Here is a 22,091-nt window from a genome sequence, read left to right as displayed (position 1 = left end):
TTACTCCTTGGCGACGCGTTTCATGTCTGCATCCATCATCATGCAGATCAGGGTCTGAAGATCGGTCTTGGGCTTCCAGCCCAGTATCCGCTGGGCCTTGGCCGGGTTACCCAGCAGCACATCCACCTCGGCTGGGCGAAACAGCGCCGGGTCGACCTTGACGTAATCGCGGTAATTGAGGCCCACGTGATCGAACGCCAGTTGGCACATGTCGCGCACCGTGGTGGTGACGCCCGTGGCCACGACGAAGTCGTCCGGTTGCTCCTGTTGCAGCATCAGCCACATGGCCTCGACGTAGTCGCCGGCAAAGCCCCAGTCGCGGCGCGCATCGATGTTGCCCAGGCGCAACTCCTGCTGCTTGCCTTGCTTGATCCGCGCGGCGGCGTCGGTGACTTTGCGGGTGACGAACTCGATGCCGCGCAGGGGCGATTCGTGGTTGAACAGAATCCCGCTGCTGGCGTGCAGCTTGAAGCTCTCGCGGTAGTTCACGGTGATCCAGTGGCCATACAGCTTGGCCACGCCGTAAGGGCTGCGCGGGTAGAACGGTGTGCTTTCGTCCTGATGCTCGGCCTGGATCAGGCCAAACATCTCGCTGGTGGAAGCCTGGTAGAAACGGCTGTGGGGGCTGAACTGGCGGATCGCTTCCAGCAAGTGGGTCACGCCCAGGCCATCGACGATGCCGGTGGTCACGGGTTGGTCCCAGGATGCGGCGACGAAACTCTGCGCCGCCAGGTTGTAGACCTCATCGGGCGCGGCCTTGATGACGGCACGCTGCACGGAGCAGGCGTCGGCCATGTCGCCGTCCAGGTAGATGATCTGCTCCTCGACGCCCATTTCCCGCAGGCGCCAGCGTGAGTCGCTGCTGCGACGGGCGACAAAACCGTGGACCTTATATCCCTTGTCGAGCAGAAGCTTGGCCAGATAGGCCCCGTCTTGCCCGGTAATCCCTGTTATCAGTGCACTTTTTGTCATTCTTGTCGTACCCGTGACTCCCAGTCGGACAGGATCGCCCGCAGGGATTGTTGTGTAGTGGTGAGCGGCGTCCAGTCTGTGGCCTGTTGCAGCCTGGCAGGGTTGCCACAGACGCGACGTTGTTCTGCGCGGCGCAGGCGCGCAGGGTCTTGGACCAGTTCGATCTCGACGTCGGCGAGGGCGGCGAGTTGTTCGATCAAGTCCCTGATGCTCTGCTCGCGGCCGGAGCAGACATTGTAGATATGCCCCGGGGCGGCGCTTTGCAGCATCGCCAGGTAGGCCGATACCACGTCGCTGACATCGAGAAAGTCGCGGGTGACATCGATATCGCCCACTTCCAGGCGTGGGGCCTGCAAGCCCTGCTGGATTCGCGCGATCTGGCGGGCCGCACTAGCGACCACGAAACTGTCGCTCTGGCCGCTGCCGATATGGTTGAACGGGCGCGCCACCAGCATTGGCCAGCCTTCGCTGATGCCCCATTGCAGGCAGAGGAACTCGGCGGCCACTTTGCTCACCGCGTAGGGGTTGCGCGGGCAGGGCGGCTGCTGTTCGTCGATGGGCAGGGCGGTTTCGCTGACCTGGCCGTAGACATCGCCCGAACTGACGTACAGGAAGGTGCCGGTAAAGCCTCGGGCCTTGAGGGCTTGTAGCAGGTTCAGGGTGCCGAGCAGGTTGACCTTGAGGGTCGCGGCCGGGTCACGAAAGGCCTCGGGCACGAAGGTCTGGCCGGCCAGGTGAATGACGGCGTCCGGCATGTGCGGCCACAGGTTTTCCAGGGTCCTTTCGTCGGAAATATCATAGTCAGAAGGGGCGGGTAAAAGATCCCACACTGAATCAGGACGAATCAGACGAGATTGGATGTGACGTCCTACGAATCCGCTAAGACCCGTAACGAACAGACGCTTTTTCAAACGGCAACCCCCTCCATTAGCAAACTTCGACCTTACCCAGTCTTTGCTGGGAAAAACCGCGAAATTCTGAGGTTTTGCCCAGAAAATACGGCAGGTGAGGTTATTGTTGTATTTGTTTTCCCGTCAATCTGTGCCAATTGGCCAGCAATTTCAACAAGTCCCTTTGTGACCGTCGGGTTCTCCCCAGAGTCGTTCGCTAAATGCCCCGTGGCGGTTCGCGTACCCCGAACGGATGTGTTTAGAATGCGCCTCATCGCCATTATCCAGTGATCGGCGTGGCTGCCCTCCGGCAACGGAAAGCTGACCAATAAAACAAGAACGTAGACGGGTAGAAAAACTTCGGACCGGGCATTGAAGCATCAGGGCCGGCTCGTGGGTTCTACCCTCATTGAGTGAAACCGCCGGATCGCGGTTTCATCGTGGGATGCCATGAATTTCATTCTTTTCTCGCACACACAGATCGGCGCCATCCCATCGGTTGCCGGCCACACGCAATACCCTTACGACCTCGTCCTCAAGGCTTGCCAACCTGTGCTCGAACGCCTGGGGCGGGTGCATGTGGTGCAGTCGACGGCCGAGGTCGATCCGCTGTACCGGCAGTTGCAGGAGCAAGGCCAGGATGGCCTGTTCCTGTCCTTCGCCCCCGTGCACGAAACCGCCGCCGACCTGCGTTGCCCGACGCTGTGCGTCGTCGCCTGGGAGTTCGATTCGATCCCTGACGAGCCATGGGACGACGACCCCGCCCACGACTGGCGGCAGCTCCTGGGCCGTCATGGCCGTGCCATCACTCTGTCGGAACACACCGCCGGCACCGTGCGCAAGGCCATGGGCGAGGACTTCCCGATCCTGGTGCTGCCCGCCATGCAGTGGCCGCAACTGGCCGATCAACCGTTGCCCGCGCCGGTCAAAACCGATTCGCCGATCCAGGTCAAAGGTTGCCTGTTGGACACCCGTACGCTGGGGCTGTCGGTTGATTCCCTGTTGCCCGAGTTGCCGGTGGAGATTACCGCCCAAGAGCAGGCGCGCCTGGATGCCTTGCTGCCGCCGCCGCTGACCCCGCGCCGGCGCGTGGTCATTGCCCGCCATTACCTGCGCCTATGGCTGTTGCACCGCTTGGGCCGCGAGGTGGCGCCGAGCCCCAGCGACGACCGCCGTTACCTGGGCCACTGGTACTGGGAAGGCGTGCGCGACCTGCTGCCCGATACCCTGCACCAAGCCCTGGCAAAACACCTGCCCAGCGTCGCCGCACCGCTGCCGGTGCCTGAGCCGCAAGTGCCGGTGCTGGATTTGCCCGACACCCAGCACTGGGTGCAAACCGACGTCAGCGGCGTGGTCTACGTCAGCACGTTCAACCCGCAGGAAGGCCAGAACAACTGGCCGCAACTTATCAGCGCGTTTTGCTGGGCTTTTCGCGATACGGCGGATGCAACGCTGATCCTGCGTATCGAAGGCTGCCCGCTGGCGGCGTGCTACACGCCGCTGCTCACCGTGCTGACGCAGCTGTCGCCATTTTCCTGCCGGGTCATGGTCATGTACGGCGAACTGGACGCGGCGCAACAGGCCCAGCTTCAAAACGCCGCCAGTTTCTACGTGAACGCCTCACGCGCCGAGGCGGTGTGCCTACCGTTGATGGCGTTTATGGCTGGCGGCGTGCCGGCCATTGCGCCGGCCCACAGCGCTTTGGGCGATTACATCGACGACAGCGTGGCCTTTGTGGTGCCCTCGAGCGAAGAGCCGGCGTTGTGGCCCCACGACACCCGCCAGCTCAACCGCACACGCCGCCACCGCCCGGACTGGGGCGCACTGAAAAACGCCTTCCAGGCCAGCTATCGCCTGGCCCGTACCCAGCCTGATGCCTACGCGCAAATGGCCGCCGCCGCCCAGGCGCGGATGCAGGCGTACTGCGCGGTGACGGTGTTGCAGCAGCGCGCGGCGATCTTCTTCAACCTGCCCCTGGCGGACGAACCGGCGACGGCTGCGGCCCGCCACGCGGCGGAGCAAGCCTGATGCTGATCCTCATTCATTCGGAAACCAACCAACGCACCATCGCCCAGAACCTGGGGCGTTCGGAATACAGCTACTACTTCGTGCTCAAGGAGTACCGCCCGGTGCTCGAACGCTTGGGCACAGTGGTGGAAGTCACCGACCCGGACGAAGAAGTCGACCGCCTCTACGCCGAGTGCCAGGCCCGGGGCGAGGACTGCGTGTTCCTGTCGTTTTCGCCGCCGCACCGCACCATGACCCACTACGCGTGCCCGACCCTGCCGGTGTTCGCCTGGGAATTCAGCACCATTCCCAACGAGAGCTGGTACGCCGACCCGCGCAATGACTGGCGCATCGTGCTGCGCTCCACCGGCGCGGCGATCACCCACTCCACCTACACGGTCAAGGCTGTGCGCGACGCCATGGGCGCCGACTACCCGATCTGCGCGATCCCGGCGCCGGTCTGGGACCGTTTCGCCGCCCGTGGCCGGCAACTCGACTGCCAGCCCCAGGCCCGCCAGGTGCGCCTGACCCTCAAGGGCCTGCTGGTGGACAGCCGCCAGCTCGACCTGCAAGCCTTCGCCCCGGCCGCGATTCGCAGCGGCCCCGGCATCGACTTCACGGCACCTGCGCAAACGCGCGAGTTGGTGCTGGATGGCGTGGTCTACACCTCGGTGTTCAACCCCTGCGACGGGCGCAAAAACTGGGAAGACATGCTCAGCGCCTTCTGCACCAGTTTTCGAGACGTGGAAGACGCCACCCTGGTGCTCAAGCTCACCCACCACGACGCCGAGCAGGCGCTGACCGGCATCCTCCATCACCTCTACCGGAACCAGCCGTACCGCTGCCGCATCGTGCTGATCTACGGCTACCTCGCCGACGCGGACTACGAGCGCCTGGTACAAGCCACCAGCTACGTGGTGAACACCTCCTACGGCGAAGGCCAGTGCCTGCCGCTGATGGAGTTCATGTCGTGCGGTAAACCGGCCGTGGCGCCGCGTAACACGGCGATGATCGACTACATCGACCCCGACAACGCTTTCATCATCGACTCCACCGAAGAACTCACCGCGTGGCCCCACGACCCCCGCTCGGCCTATCGCACCTTGCGCTACACCGCCAATTGGGAGTCGATCTGCCGGGCGTTTCGTGCCAGCTACCAAGTGGCCACGGGCGACGGCGAACGCTATGGGCAGATGTCCGAGCACGCGGTGCGTAGCCTCGAACATTTTTGTAGCCAGGCCACCGCCGCCGAACGGCTGGCGCCGTTCTTCGCCCAGTTGCTGGATCGCCACAAGACCCACGGCCACCCGCCTGACCTGGTCGCCGCCGAGCGCCTACGCCTTGCCAGCGGCGGGCCGATCGTCATGGACGACCCTTCGCCGCGTGACGTGGGCCTGCAAGACGCGGTGCTCGACGGCTGGTATCAGAACGACACAGGCGAGTTGCTCAAGGGCTTTGCCATCACCCCGGACGACACCCTGCTCGACGTCGGTTGTGGGGAGGGCGGTTCGGTGCTGTTCGCGGTGCGCCAGGGCGCGTCGGTGATTTTCACCGACAGCGAATTCGACAAGGTCCATGAGCTGGCGCAACGGGTGGCCAGCGAAGCCCGGGCGCCGTGCCTGGGCCTGGTCAGCAACAGCTTGCCGTTGCCCCTGAGCGACGGCTGCGCGAGCAAAGTGGTGTGCACCGAGGTGCTGGAGCATGTCGACGAGCCAGAAGCCTTTATGGCCGAACTGGTGCGCATGGGCCGCCCGGGTGCGCAGTTTTTAATCAGCGTCCCGGACCCGGTGGGCGAGCACCTGCAAAAAGGCATCGCGCCGCCGGGCTATTACCAGTCGCCGAACCATATCCAGATCTTCTCCCGCGAGCGCTTTGCGGCGTTGATCGAAGATGCCGGGTTGGTGATCGAACATCGCCAATCCTGCGGGTTCTTCTGGGTCATGGGGATGATCTTCTTCTGGGCCAGCGAACGGGCCGCCGGCAAGGACTTGAGCGGCGCGGTGCGCGACCGCATCCACGCGCCCTACCCGCCGCTGATGGAAGGCTGGGCGCAGGCTTGGCAGGGTTTGCTCGACCAGCCCAACGGCTTGGCGGTCAAGCAGTTGCTCGATGAGTTCATGCCCAAGAGCCAGGTCATCATTGCCCGCAAGCCCGAGGCCGCGTCATGAGCCTCAAGCGGATCATGGACATCGAGGTGCTGCGAGGCATCGCGGTGCTGGGCGTGGTGCTGCACCACATGCGCGACAACCTGTTCCTCGGTACCGCGTCCTGGCTCGAAGCCCTCGATCCGCGCGCGCAATTCTGGTGGGGCGTGGACCTGTTTTTCGCCATCTCCGGGTTCGTCATCGCCCGCAGCCTGATCCCCACCTTGCAGGGCTGCACCACGCGCCAGGCGTTCTGGCAGCAGGCGCGCAGCTTCTGGATTCGCCGGGTGTTCCGCCTGCTGCCGGCGGCGTGGCTGTGGCTGGTGGTTATCCTGCTGGCGGCGCTGCTGTTCAACCGCTCCGGCGCATTCGGCTCGTTGCATGCCAACGTGCAGGCGACCCTGGCGGGGCTGCTGCACTACGCCAACTTCCGCTTTGCCGATGCGCTGTTCAATTACGAGTACGGCGCCAGTTTCGTCTACTGGAGCCTGGCGCTGGAGGAACAGTTCTACCTGCTGTTCCCGCTGCTGATCCTGCTGTTTCGCCAGCGCCTGGCCTGGGCCTTGGCGGTGTTGGTGCTAGCGCAATTGTTCATCGAACGGGGCTCACTGCTGATGGCCGTGCGCACCGATGCCTTGGCGTTGGGCGTGCTGCTGGCGATTTGGAGCGCCAAGCCGAGTTACCAACGCCTGGAGCCGACCTTCCTGCGCCGCGGTTGGCTGGGGCTGGCGCTGCTGGTGCTGGCCAGCGGCGTGCTGGGCCTGTTGGCGGCCAAGCGCTTGCTGCCGGAATACCGGATTGGCGCGATTGCAGTGATCTGTGGGGTGCTGGTGTGGGTCGCGTCCTACAACCGCGACTACCTGTTCCCACGGGGCAAACTCAAAGACCTGCTGACCTGGGTCGGCAGCCGCTCCTATGGCATCTACCTGATCCACGTGCCGGTGTACTTCTTCCTGCGCGAAGTGTGCTTTCGCCTGCAAGAGGCGGGCGGGCCCAACCCTTACGCCTACCCGTGGCTGCTGCTGGGCCTGGCGCTGGGGTTGATCGTGGTGCTCAGCGAACTGAGCTACCGCCTCGTCGAACTGCCCATGCGCAACCGTGGCTCGCGGTTGGTCAAACGCCTCGAAAGCCGCCGCCAGGGCGAAGAAAACGCCGCCGCCATTGCTCGCCAGCCTATGCCTGAGTAGGCTGGCGGGCCTCGCCAGCAGTTGTGGGAGCGAGCCTGCTCGCGATGGCCCCGGTGCATTGATGCTGATGTGACTGGAGCATCGCTGTCGCGAGCAGGTTCGCTCCCTGAGGGTGTTTTTTTTTTCGCTCAAGGCCCCTATGTTCACCTCCCTTTTCCTTCGCGGCCCCGCCCTGGCGGCGCTGTTTGCCTTGCTCGGGGCGTGCAGCCCTGTAGACGCACCGCCCCTGGACCAACAGCTCTACGTCTGGCAACGGCAATGGACCGCTGCCCACGACGAGGCGCTGGCCCACACCCGTGATGACTTTTCCACCCTGCGCGTGCTGGCGCTGCAAGCCTTCCCCGGGGACGGCTGGCGGCGGGCGCGGGTCGAGGGTGCGCTGCTCAAGCGCGATGGCCGCCCGCTGATTGCGGTGATCCGCCTCGACGGCCAGTTGCCGGCGCTTGATTCTCAGGACATCACCGCGCACATCCAGCAACTGCTGGCCGACTGGCAAGCCTTGGGCCTGAACGTGACGGGCGTGGAAATCGACCACGACGCCGGCAATGCGCGGCTGGCGGGCTACGGGGCGTTTCTCCAGGGCCTGCGCGCCAGCCTGCCGCCCAGGTTGAAGCTGAGCATCACCGCGCTGCCCGCGTGGCTGGCCAGCCCCGACCTGCCGGCGTTGCTGCACAGCGTGGACAGCAGCGTGCTGCAAGTGCACGCCGTGAGCCGCCCAGAGCTGGGGCTGTTCGACCCGGCCCAGGCGAAAACCTGGGCCGCAGGCTGGAGCCGCGTGACCGACAAACCCTTCTACCTGGCCTTGCCCGCCTACGGTGTGGGCCTGCTGACCAGCGGCAGCGGCGCCCCGCTGGTGGAAAGCGAAGTGCCTCTGGAGCGCGCTGGTCAGCGCCGCGAATTAATGGCCGACCCCGTGCAACTGGCCGCCCTCGCCGCGCAACTGCGCCAGGCACCGCCGGCCCATCTGGCGGGGTTGATTTGGTTCCGCCTGCCGCTGGCCGGGGATCGCCGCGCCTGGAGCTTGGCGACCCTGCGCGCCGTGGCGCGGGGCGATGCCTTGCACAGCCCGCTGCAACTGCACCTGAGCGAGCGCGCCGGGCTCTATGACATTCGCCTGGGCAACGACGGCAACCTCGACAGCCCCTTGCCCGAACGCCTGGAACTGGCGGTCGGCGAATGCGAGGCGGTGGATGCCCTGGCCGGCTACGCCGTGCAACGAAACCCCGGACAACTTGTCTTTACCCGTCTGCAACAAGGCCGTTTGCCAGCAGGCGCCTCGCGCGCTATCGGCTGGGCCCGCTGTACAAAAATCGATCAAGGAGCTTCACATGTTCGTCTCTAAATGGCCGCGTCACCTGCTGTGCCTGAGCCTCAGCCTACCGCTGGGCACGGCGCTGGCCTGCGGGCCGGACTTCCCCATGCGCCTGCTGGACAACCGCGGCGCGACGCTGGGGCAATTGCCCGAAACCGAGTTCGGCAATGAAATCACCCGTTTGGGCCAACGCATCCCCGGGTTGAAGGACGCCAGTGCCCTGACCTACAACCCCGACGAAAGCTACTACGCCGCGCCCACCGACCAGGCTGCGCGGGACAAGGCCGAGCAATTGGGCCTGACCCCGCCGCAGCAGGCATTGGTGGGCCGCTTGCGGCAATTGAGCGATGCCCGCGAAGTCGAGGCGCAAGGCGCGGGCCTGCCCTATGAATTGAGCTTCTACACCGCCGGCGCCGTGGCGTTCGCCGCCGGCGACCATGAACTGGCCGCCGCCTACCTGCGCAAAGTGCTGGCGCTGCCCAGCGAGTTGCGCCCGCTGCGCAGCACCTGGGCCGCTTATTCCCTGGGCCGCGCGCTGTATGCCTTGAGCCTCGATGACAGCGAACCCCTGCACCGCGCCCAGTTGCGCAGCCAAGCCATCCAGGCGTTCGAACAGGCCCGGCAGATGAGCATCGAAGGCCTGAGCGACCCGCTGGAACTGGGCGTGGCCAGCCTCGGTGAACAGGCCCGCGTGGCCAAGGCCAGTGGCGACTGGAACGGCGCCATCGGCCTGTACGCCGCGCAAAACCTGCACGGCTCAGCGGTGGGCTACAGCTCCCTCAAGCAAGTGGCAAGCGAACTGCGTGCCTTGCCCTCCGAGCAATTGGCCCAGCAACTCCAGGGCAAACCGGTGCAGACCCTGCTCACGGCATCCCTTATCAGCCGCTTGGGCTGGTCGTTCGGCGACCAACCCAGCGGCGAAAAAAACCTCATCAAGCTGCTGCAAAACAGCACCCAGGGCAGCCTGGAAAACGCCGATCGCCTCGCGGCGTTGAACTACCAGCAGGGCGACTACGCCCAAACCCAGGCCTTCCTCGAACACGCTGGCGACAGCGGCCTGGCCTGGTGGCTGCGGGCCAAACTGGCGTTGCGCGCCGGCGATAAAAGCGCCGCCGCCAGCGCCTATGCGCAAGCGGCCAAGGCCTTCCCCCAGGAAGAGTCGTGGGGCCTGCAACGCGGGCCGGATGGCGACCTGGAATCGCTGCAACCGCGCTGCCGGGTGGAAGGCGAGAGCGCGATCCTGGCCCTGGAGCGCGGCGATTACCTGCAAGCCTTCGAGCAGCTCTATCGCAGCCAGGATGTCTATTGGTTCGACGCCGCCACCGTGGCCGAGCGGGTGCTGACCCTCGATGAACTCAAGCAGTACGTTGATGCCCAGGTGCCGGCGCCGCCGCAATTGAGTGACGAGGACCGCGCCAACTACGTGCCGCTGCCGGTGGCGGCGCGCCTGCGTAACTTATTGGGGCGGCGGATGATGCGCGAAGGGCGCTTCGACGAGGCACTGGCCTACTTCGCCGACCTTGAGGTGCGCGGTGCGGCCCAAGGTTATGGCGAGTTGCGGCGCGAGGCCGAGTCCAGTTGGCTGCCTGGCAGCCGCGCCCCGGCGTACTACTGGGCGGGCACTTTGGCGCGGGACCACGGGATGGAGTTTTTGGGCTATGAAATGGCCCCGGACTTCGCCTCGCTCGATGGCGGCTTCAGCCTGGGCGGCGACGCGCTCGTGGCCGGGGATTTTGTCAGTGCCGGCGAAGTACAGCGCCATCAGGCCAGCGCCGCCCAACCGGACGAGCGCTACCACTACCGCTGGGTCGCCGCCGACCTGGCCAACCGCGCCGCCGACTTCCTGCCCCACACCAGCCAGGCCTTTGCCGCCGTGCTATGCCACGCAGCCACCTGGACCCGCGGCAGCGAACAGGAGAAAACCTACTACCGCCGCTACGTGGCCCAAGGGCCTTACGTGTGGTGGGCGGAGAACTTCGGCTCCCAATGCCAGGCCCCGGATTTCAGCGGGATCAACCAGCGCTACGTGACCCAGGCCGTCGGCGAGGTGCGCGCGCAACTGCGGCCGTACAAAACCTGGGTGACCTACGGTGGTGTAGGGGTGTTCGTCGCGGCGGGGCTGTGGCTAATCAGCCGGCGGCGTAAGGCTTGAGGCCCCTTCGCGAGCGGGGTCGCTCCCACAGGGTTGTATGGCCGCTGTGGGAGCGAGCCCGCTCGCGATAACGCCCTCAAGTCCACCAATAGCGCACCAGATGAAAGAAGATCGGTGCGGCGAAGCACACCGAGTCGAGGCGGTCGAGCATACCGCCGTGGCCCTCGATCATGTGGCCCCAGTCCTTCACCCCGCGGTCGCGCTTGATCGCGGACATCACAATGCCCCCGGCGAACCCCAGCAGGTTGATAAGCAGGGCGATGAGGAACGATTGCCACGGGTTGAACGGGGTGATCCACCACAACGCCGCGCCGATCAGCGACGCCAGCAGCACGCCGCCGACAAAGCCTTCGACGGTTTTCGACGGCGACAACCGCGGGGCGATCTTGCGTTTGCCAAACAGCTTGCCGCACACGTACTGGAGCACATCCGAGAGCTGCACCACGATCACCAGGTAGGCGATCAGCAGCAGGTTGCGGCCCTCGTAGCCGGCGATGTCCAGGGTCAACAGCGCGGGCACGAATGACACGCAGAACACGGCGATCATCAGCCCCCACTGCACCTTCGACGCGCGTTCCAAAAAGTGCGTGCTGTCACCGCCCAGGGACGCGAGGATCGGCAGCAGCAGGAACACGTAGACCGGAATGAAGATCGAAAACAAGCCGTACCAGTCGAAGTAGATCAGCAGGTATTGCAGCGGCAGGGCCAGGTAGAACGCGGCCACCAGCGCCGGGTAATCGCTGCGCCGGGTGGGGGTGAGGGTCATGAATTCGCGCAGGGCGTAGAACGACACCGCGTAGAACAACAGGATCACCGCACTGGTGCCCAGCCAGAAGGCGATGCCGATCACCAGCACCATCACCCACCAGGCGTTGATGCGGGCGTTGAGGTTGTCGATCACCGGGTTGGGCGTGCCACGGTTGCGCAGTTTCAGCAGGCCGCCGATCAACGAGGCCAGCAGCAGAATCACGCCGATGCCGGCGAACAACAGTTGGGTTTGCTTATCCATTTACGCCTGCTCCGGGGCCAGGGCTAGCAGCGAATCGCGGCTGCGGGCCAGAAACTGCTCTTTGCTTTCGTCTTCGCCCAGGGCCAGCGGCGCGCCAAAACTCAGGGTGCACAGCAGTGGCAGGGGCAGCACGCGGCCCTTGGGCATGACGCGGTTGAGGTTGGCGATCCACACTGGCACCAGTTCGGCCTGGGGATAGGCCTGGGTGAGGTGGTAGAGGCCACTCTTGAACGGCAGCAAGCCGTCCTCCAGGTTGCGGGTGCCCTCGGGGAAGATAATCAGCGAATCGCCGTTTTCCAGGGCATCGAGCATGGGTTGTAGCGGGCTGCTGGTGGCGTCCTTGCGGTCGCGGTCCACCAGCACACCGTGGAACACCCGGTTGATGATGTAGCGGCGCAACGGGCTCTTGAGCCAGTAATCGCTGCCTGCTACTGGCCGCGTGGCGCGGCGCAGGGCCGGCGGCAGCGAGGCCCAGAGCAGGACGAAATCGCCGTGGCTGCTGTGGTTGGCGAAGTAGATGCGTTGCACCGGCGTCGGCGCGCAACCGAGCCACAGGCTGCGCGCGCCCGTGACGGTGCGTGCAGCGGAGGTGATGAGGGTAGCGACCAGAGGTTCGAGCATGGGCATTCCTTATCCGGCAAAAGACACAAGCAAACCCAGTGTGAGCAGGGCTTGCGCACCGACCGCCAGGGCCTGGCGCCGCAGCAGCGCCAGAGCGCCCCGCGTGCGTTCGGGCCATGGCCGCGCGGTGCGGGTGGGGGCGAGCAGGCCGAGGCTGACCAAGGCTTGATCGAGGTCGCGGGTTTTTTCCGCCAGCGCTTGCGGGTCGTCCGCCAGGCGCTGGAACAACTCGGCGTCGAAGGCCACGCGCAGGGCCCAGTACTTCTCCAGCAAGCCCAGCACCAGCAGCGCCGCGCTCCAGGCCAGCAGCCAAGGGTTGGGCGGCGCGAGCCAGGCCTGGGCCAACGCGCCGGCCACGGCCAGTACCGTCAGCGCCGTGGCCAGGTGATCCAAGCCTCTGCCTTGGCGCAGCAGGGCGGCAACGCTGAACAGGGTCATGTCAGTGGCCATGGGGTTTCTCCAACTGCGCGGCAAACTGCGCAAGCACCTGGCGATGGGCGGCGTGCAGCACCACCTGCGGGCGGGCGCGTTGCAACTGGATCAGCGCCGCTTCGACGCTGACGGCACGGCCACTGAATAGCAGCCAAGCCGCCACCGCGGTGGCACTGCGCGAGTAGCCCAGGGCGCAGCACACCAACAGCGGGCCCTGTTGGCGCAAGCGGTCGATGGCTTGCGCGGCGCTCAGGCACTGCTCGACGCTGGGCGGCGTCAGGTCCAGCACCGGCACGCTGCAATAAGCTACGCCACGGGCCGGCAGCGAGGCCTCGGCGCACAGGTCCAGCACCGCGCTGAAGGGGCTGGCTTCCAGCTCTGCCGGGGTGGGAATGCGCCCCAGCCACACGCCATCGACCACTTCATCGGGTTGCGGATGGGCGCGGGTCCATAGCCGCGAATTGATCCACACCGCGGCCAGGTACGGCGCCAGCAGCCAGCGCACGGCGGCGCTCAAGTTGCCATCGGCGTCTTTCTGAAAGCCTTCGGCGCCGAGCGCGGCGTAGTTCAGCGCCACCAGCAGCAAGGCCACGGCGGGCCAGATCAGCCACAGGCCCCAGCCGCCGAGCAACCCCGCCAGCGCACCGAACAGCGCCGCGCCCAGGGCATAGCGCACGGCCAACCGGCGCCGCTGCGGGGCTGCGCTCAGGCGCAGGCGCGCCAGTGGGCTGGGCCGGTCCAGCGGCCACAGCCACACGCACAGCCAACCGGCGAGGGCGCCGGTGGGCACGTCGACGAAGTGGTGTTGGTAAGTGGTCAGCACCGAGACGCCGATCAACGCGAACCAGCCATGCACCAGCCACCGCCACAGCCCTTGGGTGTGGCGCGCAAAGCACACCCACAGCACCACCAGCAGGGCGATGTGCAGGGACGGCGCCTGGTTGAACGGCTTGTCGAACCCCGTGAGCACGTCGAACAACCAACCGAACACGCCGTCCAGTTCCGGGCGCTGGAAGGTGAAGCGCAACGGCCAGAGCAAAAAGCAACTCACCGCGATGGCTTGCGCGCTGAGCAGGCGCAAGGCGTGGCGCTTGAGTTCGGCACGGCTGTTGGGCAGCAGCAGGGAAAAGCCGTAAAGCAGGTCGATGGACCAGTAGGGCACGATGGTCCAGGCCCAGAACGGCATATGGCTTTCCCAGGCGAACACCAGGCTCGGCACATCGCTGCGCTGGGCGGTGACCCACGTGGCGAAACCGTAGGTGGTGAAGAACAGCGGCGCCAACAGCAGCAGCCACAGCAGCGCCGGTTTGAACAGCCCGGGTTCGCGGGCAGTGGCGCCCATCATTGCACCCGCTGTGCCAGGGACACGCTGAAAATCCCCCATTCATCGACGCGCATGGTGAGTTTGCGAAAGCCTGCGGCTTCGACCAATTGGTCCATTTCCGCCTGGCTGCGGCGGCGCATTACCCAGGCCTGGCCCTGGCGGTGGCTGGTCAGGGCACGGGCGATCAGCTCCAGTTGCGGGTGCCACGGCTGGCCGGTGTACACCAGGTAACCGCCCACCGGCACCGCGTCGCCGAGCCCGGCCAGTGACTGGCCGACCATGGCGTTATCGGCGAACAACTCATACAAACCGGAAACCACCGCCAGGCTTGGCTTGGGCTCCAGGGCCGCGAGGTCGGCGCGGTCGAAGGCGTCGGCCTTGATGAAGCGGGCGATGGTGCCCAGGCCTTTTTCTTCGATCAGCGCGCTGCCGTCGCGCACGTTGATGTCGCTGTAGTCGCGCAACAGGATCGATTCGGGCAACGGGCTTACACCCTGCAAGGCTTCAAGGATGTAGCGGCCGTGGCCGGCGGCGATATCGACGATGCGCACGGCTTGCCCGGCGTCGCGCAGGCGTTGCATGGCCAGGCGTAGCAGTTCTTCGACGTGCAACTTGCGTTGGCGGATGCCGCGCCAGCCGATGGAGTTGAGGTAGTTCTGGTCGATCATCCGGCCCAGGGCGGTGTGCCCGGTGGGGCGGTTGCGGTAGACGTAATCCAGGGTGCTGCCGGAGTCGAAACCGGTGTCAAAACCCAGCTTCACCCCGGCCGACAGCTTGCTGCCCAGGCCCATGCTGGCGCGGGTCATGCGCCAGTACAGGTCGCGCAGTGAGTTGTGGGGCAGGGGCGCGGCCAGGGCTTCGGACTCGGCGCACAACACGCCAACGCGGTCGGCGTCCAGCAGGCTGGGGCGGCTCAGCGGGCGGGCGAAGTTGTGCAGGATAAAGCGCCGCGCACTGGCCACCGCCGAGGCGCGGTCGCGCTCGCCGAGGGTGTCGTGGAAAAAACCGGGGAGGATGTGCTGCTCTTTTTGCAGGCTGCCCAGGCGCTGGAAGAATTGCTCCTGGGGTTTGCGGTGCACGACGAAATCGCTGCCGGAAATCAGCAACTGGGTGGGCACCTGAATCGCCTGGGCGTCGGCGACCACTCGGTCGGCGGCCTCGTACAGGCCCAGCAGCACATTCACCGAGATCGCCTTGGTGATGAGCGGGTCGCTGTCGTAGCTTGCGACGCGCTCCGGGTCGTGGCTGAGGAAGCGCGCCTTGACGTAACTGTTGACGAAGAAGTTGCCGCGCAATTTGCGCATCAACGCCAGGCCCGGGCGAGCGAAGGGCACATACAACTTGACCTTGAAGGCCGGCGAGGCCAGCACTTGGGCGCGGATACGCGGCGCGTAGTCGTGCACCCAAGTGGCAGCGATCACCGCGCCGACGCTTTGCGCGATCACGGCGATGTTTTCTTCGCCAATACCGTGGCTGGCGCCCAGGTGATCGCAGAAGGTCTGCACGTCGCGCACGCTGGTGGCGAAGCTTGGGCTGTCGCCACGGGCGCCAGGGGACTGGCCATGGCCGCGGGCGTCCCAGGCGAAAAAGTCGAACCCGGGCAGGTCGAGTTCCTGCACCAGGTGGGCGATGCGCCCCGAGTGTTCGTGGCCACGGTGGAACAACATCACCGCTTGGCGCGGTTGCCCGGGTTCCTGGGTGATCGCGGGCCAATGGCGGTAGAACAGCTCTACGCCGTCGTGGGTGGTGAAGGTCAACTGTTGGGTGTCACGCATGGCGATGTCCTTATGCGCAAGGCTTGGCTTGGGAAGCTTCTTTGAGGCCCTCGCGGACCCGTTTGACCAGCGTCACGACCGACAGGCCGGCAATTGCCAGCAACAGGCCATTGAGCCAACCGGTGGAGTACCAGCCGAGGGCGATGGCGGTGGCCATGAAGCCGAAGAGAAAAGCGCGGTCGCTTTTGCCCGTGGGCCCGTCATAGCGGCGGCTGGCACCCACCATCGGGCCAAGCACACCGGCGTATTCGACGAACGCCGCCAACAGCGCGACTGCCACCACCAGCATCGGGCTGACCCCAGGCACCCAGGCGAACGGCAAGATCAGCGCGGCATCGGCCACCACGTCGCACAGTTCATTGAGGTACGCGCCCAAGGGCGATTGCTGGCCGAATTCGCGGGCGAGCATGCCATCCACGGCGTTGAGCGCCATGCGCACAATCATCCACAGCGGCACCAGGGCGAACAGCCACAGGTGATCGGCAAAGCAGGCAATCAGCACGCCGATCAGCACCGACACCACTGCGGCCAGCACCGTGACCTGATTGGCGGTGGTGCCGTTGTCGTACAGGCGTTGTACCAAGGGGCGCAGCAGGTTCTGGAAGCGGGGCTTGAGTTGGTAGATGGAGAGCATGGGTTTGACCTTTCCTTGTCTTGCGCAAACGAGCGTGGATTATTGCCACAAATGCCCGGCACGCGGTGTTTAAAAACTACCAACGGTGGCGGGCTGTCAGTACGACGCTCGCTGGCGAGGAAAAGGCAGATCCACACGGCATTCAAGCCACAGAGCATTCGGAGCGTTCCACGTGGAACACATTTTTTCAGGGGCCTGTAACGGGCGGATAGGGCTTCTCTCTAGAGCTCTGTCGCAACCGAACATTGGGTTCGGTCGATTTCCCAACGTCTTATCGAGGATTCACCCCATGACCATCAAAACCACCGCTACTGGCGCCGCTCTCGCCTTCGCTGCTGCCACGCTATTTGCCGGTGTCGCCACCCAAGCTCAGGCTGCTGACGACGCCAAGGTGCATTGCTACGGTGTGACCTCCTGCAAAGGCATGAACGACTGCAAGACCGGCGACATCTCCTGCAAAGGCCAGGCAGCTTGCAAAGGCCAGGGCTTCAAGAGCATGACCAAGGCAGAGTGCGACGCAGCCGGTGGCAAAGTCGGCGAGTAACCCACACCTCGGTGGTGGCGCAGCGGCGAATCCGCCCCTGCGCCTTTTTTATTCAAGGAATTCCCCCCATGTCTGTTTCCCTTCCAGGTCCGGGCTACGGTCTGGGCCTGCGCAGTGCCTACTACGCGCAGATACTGGAGCAATCGCCGCCGGTGGACTGGTTCGAGATCGTCTCCGAAAACTACATGGTCCAGGGTGGCAAGGCCTTGTACTACCTGGACGCCATCGTCGAGCGCTACCCCGTGGTGATGCACGGTGTGTCCTTGTCCATTGGCGGGCCCCATGCCCTGGACCGCGATTACCTCGATCGCCTCCAGCACCTGGCTGAGCGCGTGCGGCCGGCCTGGGTGTCCGATCACCTGTGCTGGAGCCGTGGCGACGCGCACCAATTGCATGACCTGCTGCCGCTGCCCTACACCGAAGAAAGCCTGCACTACGTCGCCGCGCGGGTGCGCCAGGTGCAGGACGTGTTGCAGCGGCCCTTGGTGCTGGAGAACGTTTCCAGCTATGTGCGTGCAGGCGCCGACGAGTTCAGCGAGTGGGCGTTTCTCGCCGCCCTCAGTGACCTCAGTGGCTGTGAGCTGCTGCTGGACGTCAACAACGTCTACGTCAGCTCCCGCAACCATGGGTTTGACCCTTGGGCGTTTATCCAGGCCTTGCCGGCCCACCGCATCCGCCAACTGCACCTGGCGGGCCACAGCGACTATGGCGACTACGTGATCGACACCCACGACGCGCCGGTCAGCGACCCGGTGTGGGCGCTCTACCAACGCACCCTTGCGCACCTGGGGCCGGTGGCCACGTTGCTGGAGCGCGACGACCATTTCCCGCCCTTCGAAGAATTGCTGGCAGAACTGCAAACCGCCCGTGAACTGGGGCAAGCGGCATTGGCGGGGAGATCGCAATGAGCTTGAACGAATGGCAACAGGCTTTTGAACAGTACCTGCTGGGCCAATCGGCAACGGCCGCCCCGGCGCTGATTGGCAGCCTGATCGGCGGCCCGAGCCTGGACGTGAGCGGGGGGCTGGCGATTTACCACAACGCCTACCAGGCGCGGTTGCTGGAGGTGCTGCGCGGCGACTATCCGACCGTTCACCATTGGCTGGGGGACGAAGAGTTCGATCGACTGGCCCTGGCCTACGTGCGCCAGTCGCCGTCGGCGCACTTCAGCCTGCGCTGGCTGGGCCGGGGGTTCGCACAATTCATCAGCCGCCACCTGGTGCCCGAGCAGGGCGCGCCGCTGGCGGAGTTGGCGCAATTGGAGTGGGCTTTTACCTTGGCCTTCGACGCGCACAACGGCATGCCCTTGACCCTGGAACAGATGGCTCGCTTGCCGCCTGTCGAATGGCCGGGCCTGCGGGTACAGCGCCACCCCAGCGTGCAACTGCTTGAATGCCACTACAACAGCCTCGCCTTGTGGCAAGCGGTGAAGGCGCAAACCGAGTTTCCCGGCAGCCATCGTTTGCCCACCGCCGAAACCTGCCTGGTGTGGCGCGCCGAGCGCCACTGCCAGTACCGCAGCCTTCCCGCGCCTGAGGCGTGGGCCTTTTGTGCGATGGTCGAGGGGCGCTGGAGTTTTTCCGAACTGTGCTGCGAATTGGCAGTCACCTATAGCGAGGAGGCCCCGCTGCAAGCGGCAACGTGGCTCAAGCAGTGGGTGCACGATGGCCTGCTGCAACGCAGAGTCTGACCCGGTTTGCGGCCAGTTCGTGAGCCGCTGTTTTTTCCGGATGGTCTACCCTCATTTTTCAGGTGTCTGACACAAGGGAGGTTTGCCATGCTCGCGCAACTACCGCCGGCCTTGCAGAATCTGCAGTTACCGCTGCGCCTTAGGCTCTGGGATGGCCACGAATTCAACCTGGGCCCGGAGCCCAGCGTCACTATCGTGGTCAAGGACCCGCAGTTGGTGACCCAATTCAACCACCCCAGCCTGGACCTGCTCGGGGCCGCGTTCGTCGAAGGCAAGCTGGAACTCGAAGGCTCGATCAATGAGGTGATCCGCGTTTGCGACGAGTGGAGCCAGGCCCTGGTGGCCGAAGACGAACATGGCCAACCCGTGCGCAGCCACCACGACAAGGCCACCGACGCGGCGGCCATTTCCTATCACTACGACCTGTCCAACGCCTTCTATCAGCTGTGGCTGGACAGCGACATGGCCTACTCCTGCGCCTACTTTGAAACCGGCAGCGAAAGCCTGGAGCAAGCCCAACAGGCCAAGTTCCGCCACCTGTGCCGCAAGCTGCGCCTGCAACCGGGCGATTACCTGCTGGACGTAGGCTGCGGTTGGGGCGGGTTGGCGCGGTTCGCCGCGCGGGAATTCGGCGCCCAGGTGTTCGGCATCACTCTGAGCAAAGAGCAACTGAGCATGGCCCAAGAACGGGTGGCGGCCGAAGGCCTGCAAGGCCAGGTCGAACTCAAGCTGCTCGATTACCGCGACCTGCCCCAGGACGGTCGCTTCGACAAAGTGGTCAGTGTTGGCATGTTCGAGCACGTCGGCCACGCTAACCTGGCGCAGTACTGCCGCACTTTGTTCGGCGCGGTGCGCGAGGGCGGGTTGGTGATGAACCACGGCATCACCGCCAAACACACCGACGGCCGGCCAGTAGGGAGGGGCGCGGGTGAGTTCATCGAGCGCTACGTGTTTCCCAATGGCGAGCTGCCGCACCTGGCGATGATAAGCGCCGAAATCAGCGAGGCGGGGCTGGAAATCGTTGACGTTGAAAGCCTGCGCCTGCACTACGCACGCACCCTGGACCACTGGAGCGAACGCCTGGAAGACAACCTGGAAGCCGCCACCCGGCAAGTGCCGGAACAGGCGCTGCGTATTTGGCGCCTGTACCTGGCCGGGTGCGCCTATGCCTTCGCCAAGGGCTGGATCAACCTGCACCAGATCCTCGCCGTCAAACCCCACGCCGACGGCGGCCATGAATTGCCGTGGACCCGCGACGACATCTACCGCTAGAGAATCGGCGAAATCAGCCGGGCGACCCGCATGCCCAGTTGTTGTAGGCGGTGGGTTTCCCGGCTTTCTTCCTTGGCGATTTCCCGGGCCTGGGCGAAGTCCTCGTTGAGCATGTGTTCCACCTCGCTGGCGAACGCCGGGTCGACGGTTAGCAGCATCACTTCAAAGTTCAGGCGAAACGAACGGTTATCCAGGTTGGCGCTGCCGATGGCGCTGATTTCGTCGTCCACCAGCACCACTTTCTGGTGCAGGAACCCCGGCAGGTAGCGGAACACCCGCACCCCGGCGCGCACCGCTTCAAAGGCGAACAGGCTGGAGGCCGCGTACACCACCCGGTGATCCGGGCGCGACGGCAGTAGCAGGCGCACATCGACGCCGCGCAGCACGGCCAGGCGCAGCGCCGCGAACACTGCTTCATCGGGGATGAAGTAGGGGCTGGTGATCCACACCCGCGTGGTGGCGGCGTGGATGGCTTCGACGAAAAACAGCGAGCAGGTTTCAAAGTCATCCGCTGGGCCGCTGGCCAGCACCTGGCAGAGCACGCCGTCATCCGGGTAGGCCTGGGGCAGGATCAGCGGCGGCAGTTGCCGCGCGGCCCAGAACCAGTCTTCGGCGAACGACTCTTGCAGGCACGCCACCACCGGGCCGCTGACCTGCACGTGGGTGTCGCGCCAGGGTGCCAGGGGCGGTTTTTGCCCCAGGTACTCATCCCCCACGTTGTGGCCGCCGACAAAACCCAGCACGCCGTCGACCACCACAATTTTGCGGTGGTTGCGAAAGTTGACCTGGAAGCGGTTGAGCCAACCGCTGCGGGTGGCGAAGGCTTTGACTTGCACCCCGGCATCGCGCAGCGGCTGCACATAGGCGTGGGGCAGGGAATGGCTGCCGATGCGGTCGTAGAGCAGGTACACCGCGACGCCCTCGGCGGCTTTTTTCCGGAGCAGGGCTTGCAGGCGCCGGCCGAGGCGGTCGTCGTGGATGATGAAAAACTGGATCAACACCGCTTCGCGGGCCTGGCCGATGGCCTCGAAAATCGCCGCGAAGGTCGCCTCGCCATTGATGAGCAGGCGCACCTGGTTGTTCGCCAGGCATGGCATACGCCCAAGCTTGGGCATCGCCCGCAGCGAGGCGTAGGCGTTCGAGGCACGGGCGGCGAGGGCTTCTTCGATCCAGGGGCGCCAGTTGAGGGCGATGATGGCTTTGTGCATTTCGGTGTTGGCCTGGCGCCGCGCCTTGATGTAGGCGTCGAAGGTGCTGCGGCCAAAAATCAGGTAGGGCACCAGGGTGAAATAGGGAATGAACAACAGCGACATGGCCCAGGCAATGGCGCCTTGGGCGGTCCTGACGGTCAACACGGCGTGGATCGCGGCGATCATCCCCAGAAGGTGAATGATCGCGATCAGATAGCCGAACACATGCGGGCCGAAGTAATCCATGGGGCAACCTTGCTCCTGAAGATTCAATGCCTAACAGACCATGTTCCACGGCCGATGTCGCTATTTAATTGGCCGTGCAACCTAAGCCCGTGGCCGGCGTCTAACGGCCACTATCTTCTAGGAGTCATGCGATGAACGTTCGTCTGCTGGGTTTGGCCATGGCTGTTGGCTTGTCGCTTCCTGTCGCCGCCCAGGCGCAGATGCTGCAACCAGGTTTGTGGGAGTTGACCTCCAGCAACATGAAGGTCGACGACCAGAACCTGCCGGATTTGCAGTTGATCCTTGGCCAATTAAAGAACCAGATGACCCCCGAGCAGCAGGCGATGCTGGAGAAACAGGGCATCACCATGGGCGGCAAAGGCATCCGCGTGTGCCTGACCCCTGAACAGGTAAAAACCGACAGCATTCCGCTGCAAGACCCGCAATCGGGCTGCCAGCAGCAAGTGACCGAGCGTAACGGCCAGCAGTGGAAGTTCCGCTTCAGTTGCCCCAAGGCCCAGGGCACGGGCGTGGCGCATTTCCTCAGCGACCGGGAGTTCACCACTAAAGTCAGCGGCACCTTCAACGCTGTCGGCCAACAGCAAAAAGGCAGCCTCGACACCCGCGCCGTTTGGTTGGGGCAGGAATGCGGGGCGGTCAAACCCCGCGCCTGATGTTCGCCGCCGTGGGGCAGCCGGGGTTGTGCAGCAG

General features: G+C 64.9%; 19 protein-coding genes and 1 pseudogene. 11 read left to right on the top strand and 9 right to left on the bottom strand.

Annotation, left to right across the window (positions count from 1 at the left end):
* Both gmd and AC19YT_RS21555 read right to left on the bottom strand, forming a co-directional pair.
* A complete protein-coding gene (gene gmd / locus AC19YT_RS21560; RefSeq protein ID WP_500599412.1) occupies window positions 1-972 on the bottom strand; it encodes a GDP-mannose 4,6-dehydratase in 972 nt (323 codons plus the stop codon).
* Window positions 969-1,883 (bottom strand): GDP-mannose 4,6-dehydratase, encoded by a 915-nt coding sequence (locus tag AC19YT_RS21555; RefSeq protein ID WP_500610947.1) that lies wholly within the window; start codon window positions 1,881-1,883, stop codon window positions 969-971. The genes gmd and AC19YT_RS21555 overlap by 4 nt, the downstream gene beginning before the upstream one ends.
* A gap of 429 nt (window positions 1,884-2,312) precedes the next feature.
* Here AC19YT_RS21555 and AC19YT_RS21550 point away from each other — a divergent pair, with 429 nt between their 5' ends.
* The 6 genes and pseudogenes from AC19YT_RS21550 (at window position 2,313) to AC19YT_RS21525 (ending at window position 10,664) form a co-directional block, all read left to right on the top strand.
* Complete coding sequence (locus tag AC19YT_RS21550; RefSeq protein WP_500610946.1) at window positions 2,313-3,890, top strand: glycosyltransferase family 1 protein; 1,578 nt, start codon at window positions 2,313-2,315, stop codon at window positions 3,888-3,890.
* Window positions 3,890-5,155 (top strand): annotated as a pseudogene (locus AC19YT_RS21545) (glycosyltransferase); the annotation flags it as partial. The gene AC19YT_RS21550 and the pseudogene AC19YT_RS21545, both read left to right, overlap by 1 nt.
* A 78-nt stretch (window positions 5,156-5,233) precedes the next feature.
* Window positions 5,234-6,037 carry a class I SAM-dependent methyltransferase gene (locus tag AC19YT_RS21540; RefSeq protein ID WP_500610952.1) on the top strand — a complete coding sequence of 268 codons (804 nt, stop codon included), beginning with the start codon at window positions 5,234-5,236 and terminating at the stop codon, window positions 6,035-6,037.
* Window positions 6,034-7,200, top strand: a complete 1,167-nt coding sequence (locus tag AC19YT_RS21535) for an acyltransferase family protein (protein ID WP_500610945.1) — start codon at window positions 6,034-6,036, stop codon at window positions 7,198-7,200. The genes AC19YT_RS21540 and AC19YT_RS21535 overlap by 4 nt, the downstream gene beginning before the upstream one ends.
* Before the next feature lie 139 nt (window positions 7,201-7,339).
* Entirely contained in the window at window positions 7,340-8,542 is a 1,203-nt protein-coding gene (locus AC19YT_RS21530; RefSeq protein WP_500610944.1) for a DUF3142 domain-containing protein, read from the top strand.
* Window positions 8,529-10,664, top strand: coding sequence for a hypothetical protein (locus AC19YT_RS21525; protein WP_095110123.1), 2,136 nt, complete (start codon window positions 8,529-8,531; stop codon window positions 10,662-10,664). The genes AC19YT_RS21530 and AC19YT_RS21525 overlap by 14 nt, the downstream gene beginning before the upstream one ends.
* A 76-nt stretch (window positions 10,665-10,740) precedes the next feature.
* Here AC19YT_RS21525 and AC19YT_RS21520 read toward each other — a convergent pair whose 3' ends face one another.
* The 6 genes from AC19YT_RS21520 to AC19YT_RS21495 are packed head-to-tail and all read right to left on the bottom strand — an operon-like array spanning window position 10,741 to window position 16,459.
* Window positions 10,741-11,673: a phosphatidate cytidylyltransferase gene (locus tag AC19YT_RS21520; protein WP_095110121.1), complete on the bottom strand. Its 933-nt coding sequence runs from the start codon at window positions 11,671-11,673 to the stop codon at window positions 10,741-10,743.
* The gene (locus AC19YT_RS21515) at window positions 11,674-12,294 is read right to left on the bottom strand and encodes a lysophospholipid acyltransferase family protein (protein WP_500610943.1); all 621 of its coding nucleotides are present in this window, start codon (window positions 12,292-12,294) and stop codon (window positions 11,674-11,676) included.
* A 9-nt stretch (window positions 12,295-12,303) separates the two neighbouring features.
* On the bottom strand, window positions 12,304-12,744 hold the full coding sequence (locus AC19YT_RS21510; protein ID WP_095110118.1) for a hypothetical protein: 441 nt from the start codon (window positions 12,742-12,744) through the stop codon (window positions 12,304-12,306).
* On the bottom strand, window positions 12,734-14,071 hold the full coding sequence (locus AC19YT_RS21505) for a phosphatase PAP2/dual specificity phosphatase family protein (protein ID WP_500610942.1): 1,338 nt from the start codon (window positions 14,069-14,071) through the stop codon (window positions 12,734-12,736). Before AC19YT_RS21505 ends, AC19YT_RS21510 begins: the two co-directional genes overlap by 11 nt.
* A complete protein-coding gene (locus AC19YT_RS21500) occupies window positions 14,068-15,825 on the bottom strand; it encodes a bifunctional alpha/beta hydrolase/class I SAM-dependent methyltransferase (RefSeq protein WP_095110114.1) in 1,758 nt (585 codons plus the stop codon). The genes AC19YT_RS21505 and AC19YT_RS21500 overlap by 4 nt, the downstream gene beginning before the upstream one ends.
* Before the next feature lie 10 nt (window positions 15,826-15,835).
* The gene (locus tag AC19YT_RS21495) at window positions 15,836-16,459 is read right to left on the bottom strand and encodes a CDP-alcohol phosphatidyltransferase family protein (RefSeq protein WP_095110112.1); all 624 of its coding nucleotides are present in this window, start codon (window positions 16,457-16,459) and stop codon (window positions 15,836-15,838) included.
* Window positions 16,460-16,748: 289 nt separating this feature from the next.
* Here AC19YT_RS21495 and bufA2 point away from each other — a divergent pair, with 289 nt between their 5' ends.
* The 4 genes from bufA2 to cfaB all read left to right on the top strand — a co-directional run bounded on the left by bufA2 (window position 16,749) and on the right by cfaB (window position 19,965).
* A complete protein-coding gene (gene bufA2, locus AC19YT_RS21490) occupies window positions 16,749-17,003 on the top strand; it encodes a BufA2 family periplasmic bufferin-type metallophore (protein WP_095110111.1) in 255 nt (84 codons plus the stop codon).
* Between the two features lie 68 nt (window positions 17,004-17,071).
* On the top strand, window positions 17,072-17,911 hold the full coding sequence (gene bufB, locus AC19YT_RS21485; RefSeq protein ID WP_095110110.1) for an MNIO family bufferin maturase: 840 nt from the start codon (window positions 17,072-17,074) through the stop codon (window positions 17,909-17,911).
* Window positions 17,908-18,693 carry an HvfC/BufC N-terminal domain-containing protein gene (locus AC19YT_RS21480; protein WP_500610941.1) on the top strand — a complete coding sequence of 262 codons (786 nt, stop codon included), beginning with the start codon at window positions 17,908-17,910 and terminating at the stop codon, window positions 18,691-18,693. Before bufB ends, AC19YT_RS21480 begins: the two co-directional genes overlap by 4 nt.
* An 87-nt stretch (window positions 18,694-18,780) precedes the next feature.
* Entirely contained in the window at window positions 18,781-19,965 is a 1,185-nt protein-coding gene (gene cfaB / locus AC19YT_RS21475) for a C17 cyclopropane fatty acid synthase CfaB (RefSeq protein ID WP_500610940.1), read from the top strand.
* Here cfaB and cls read toward each other — a convergent pair.
* Window positions 19,962-21,401 carry a cardiolipin synthase gene (gene cls / locus AC19YT_RS21470; protein ID WP_500599429.1) on the bottom strand — a complete coding sequence of 480 codons (1,440 nt, stop codon included), beginning with the start codon at window positions 21,399-21,401 and terminating at the stop codon, window positions 19,962-19,964. The two genes, cfaB and cls, sit on opposite strands and share 4 nt — an antisense overlap.
* 131 nt (window positions 21,402-21,532) lie before the next feature.
* Here cls and AC19YT_RS21465 point away from each other — a divergent pair, with 131 nt between their 5' ends.
* Window positions 21,533-22,054, top strand: a complete 522-nt coding sequence (locus AC19YT_RS21465) for a DUF3617 domain-containing protein (protein WP_095110103.1) — start codon at window positions 21,533-21,535, stop codon at window positions 22,052-22,054.
* Window positions 22,055-22,091: the final 37 nt, after the last annotated feature.

The sequence above is a fragment of the Pseudomonas sp. MF08875 genome (assembly GCF_059862525.1).
The sequence above is the reverse complement of the archived record's forward strand: the minus strand, read 5'-3'. Positions and strand labels throughout refer to the sequence as shown.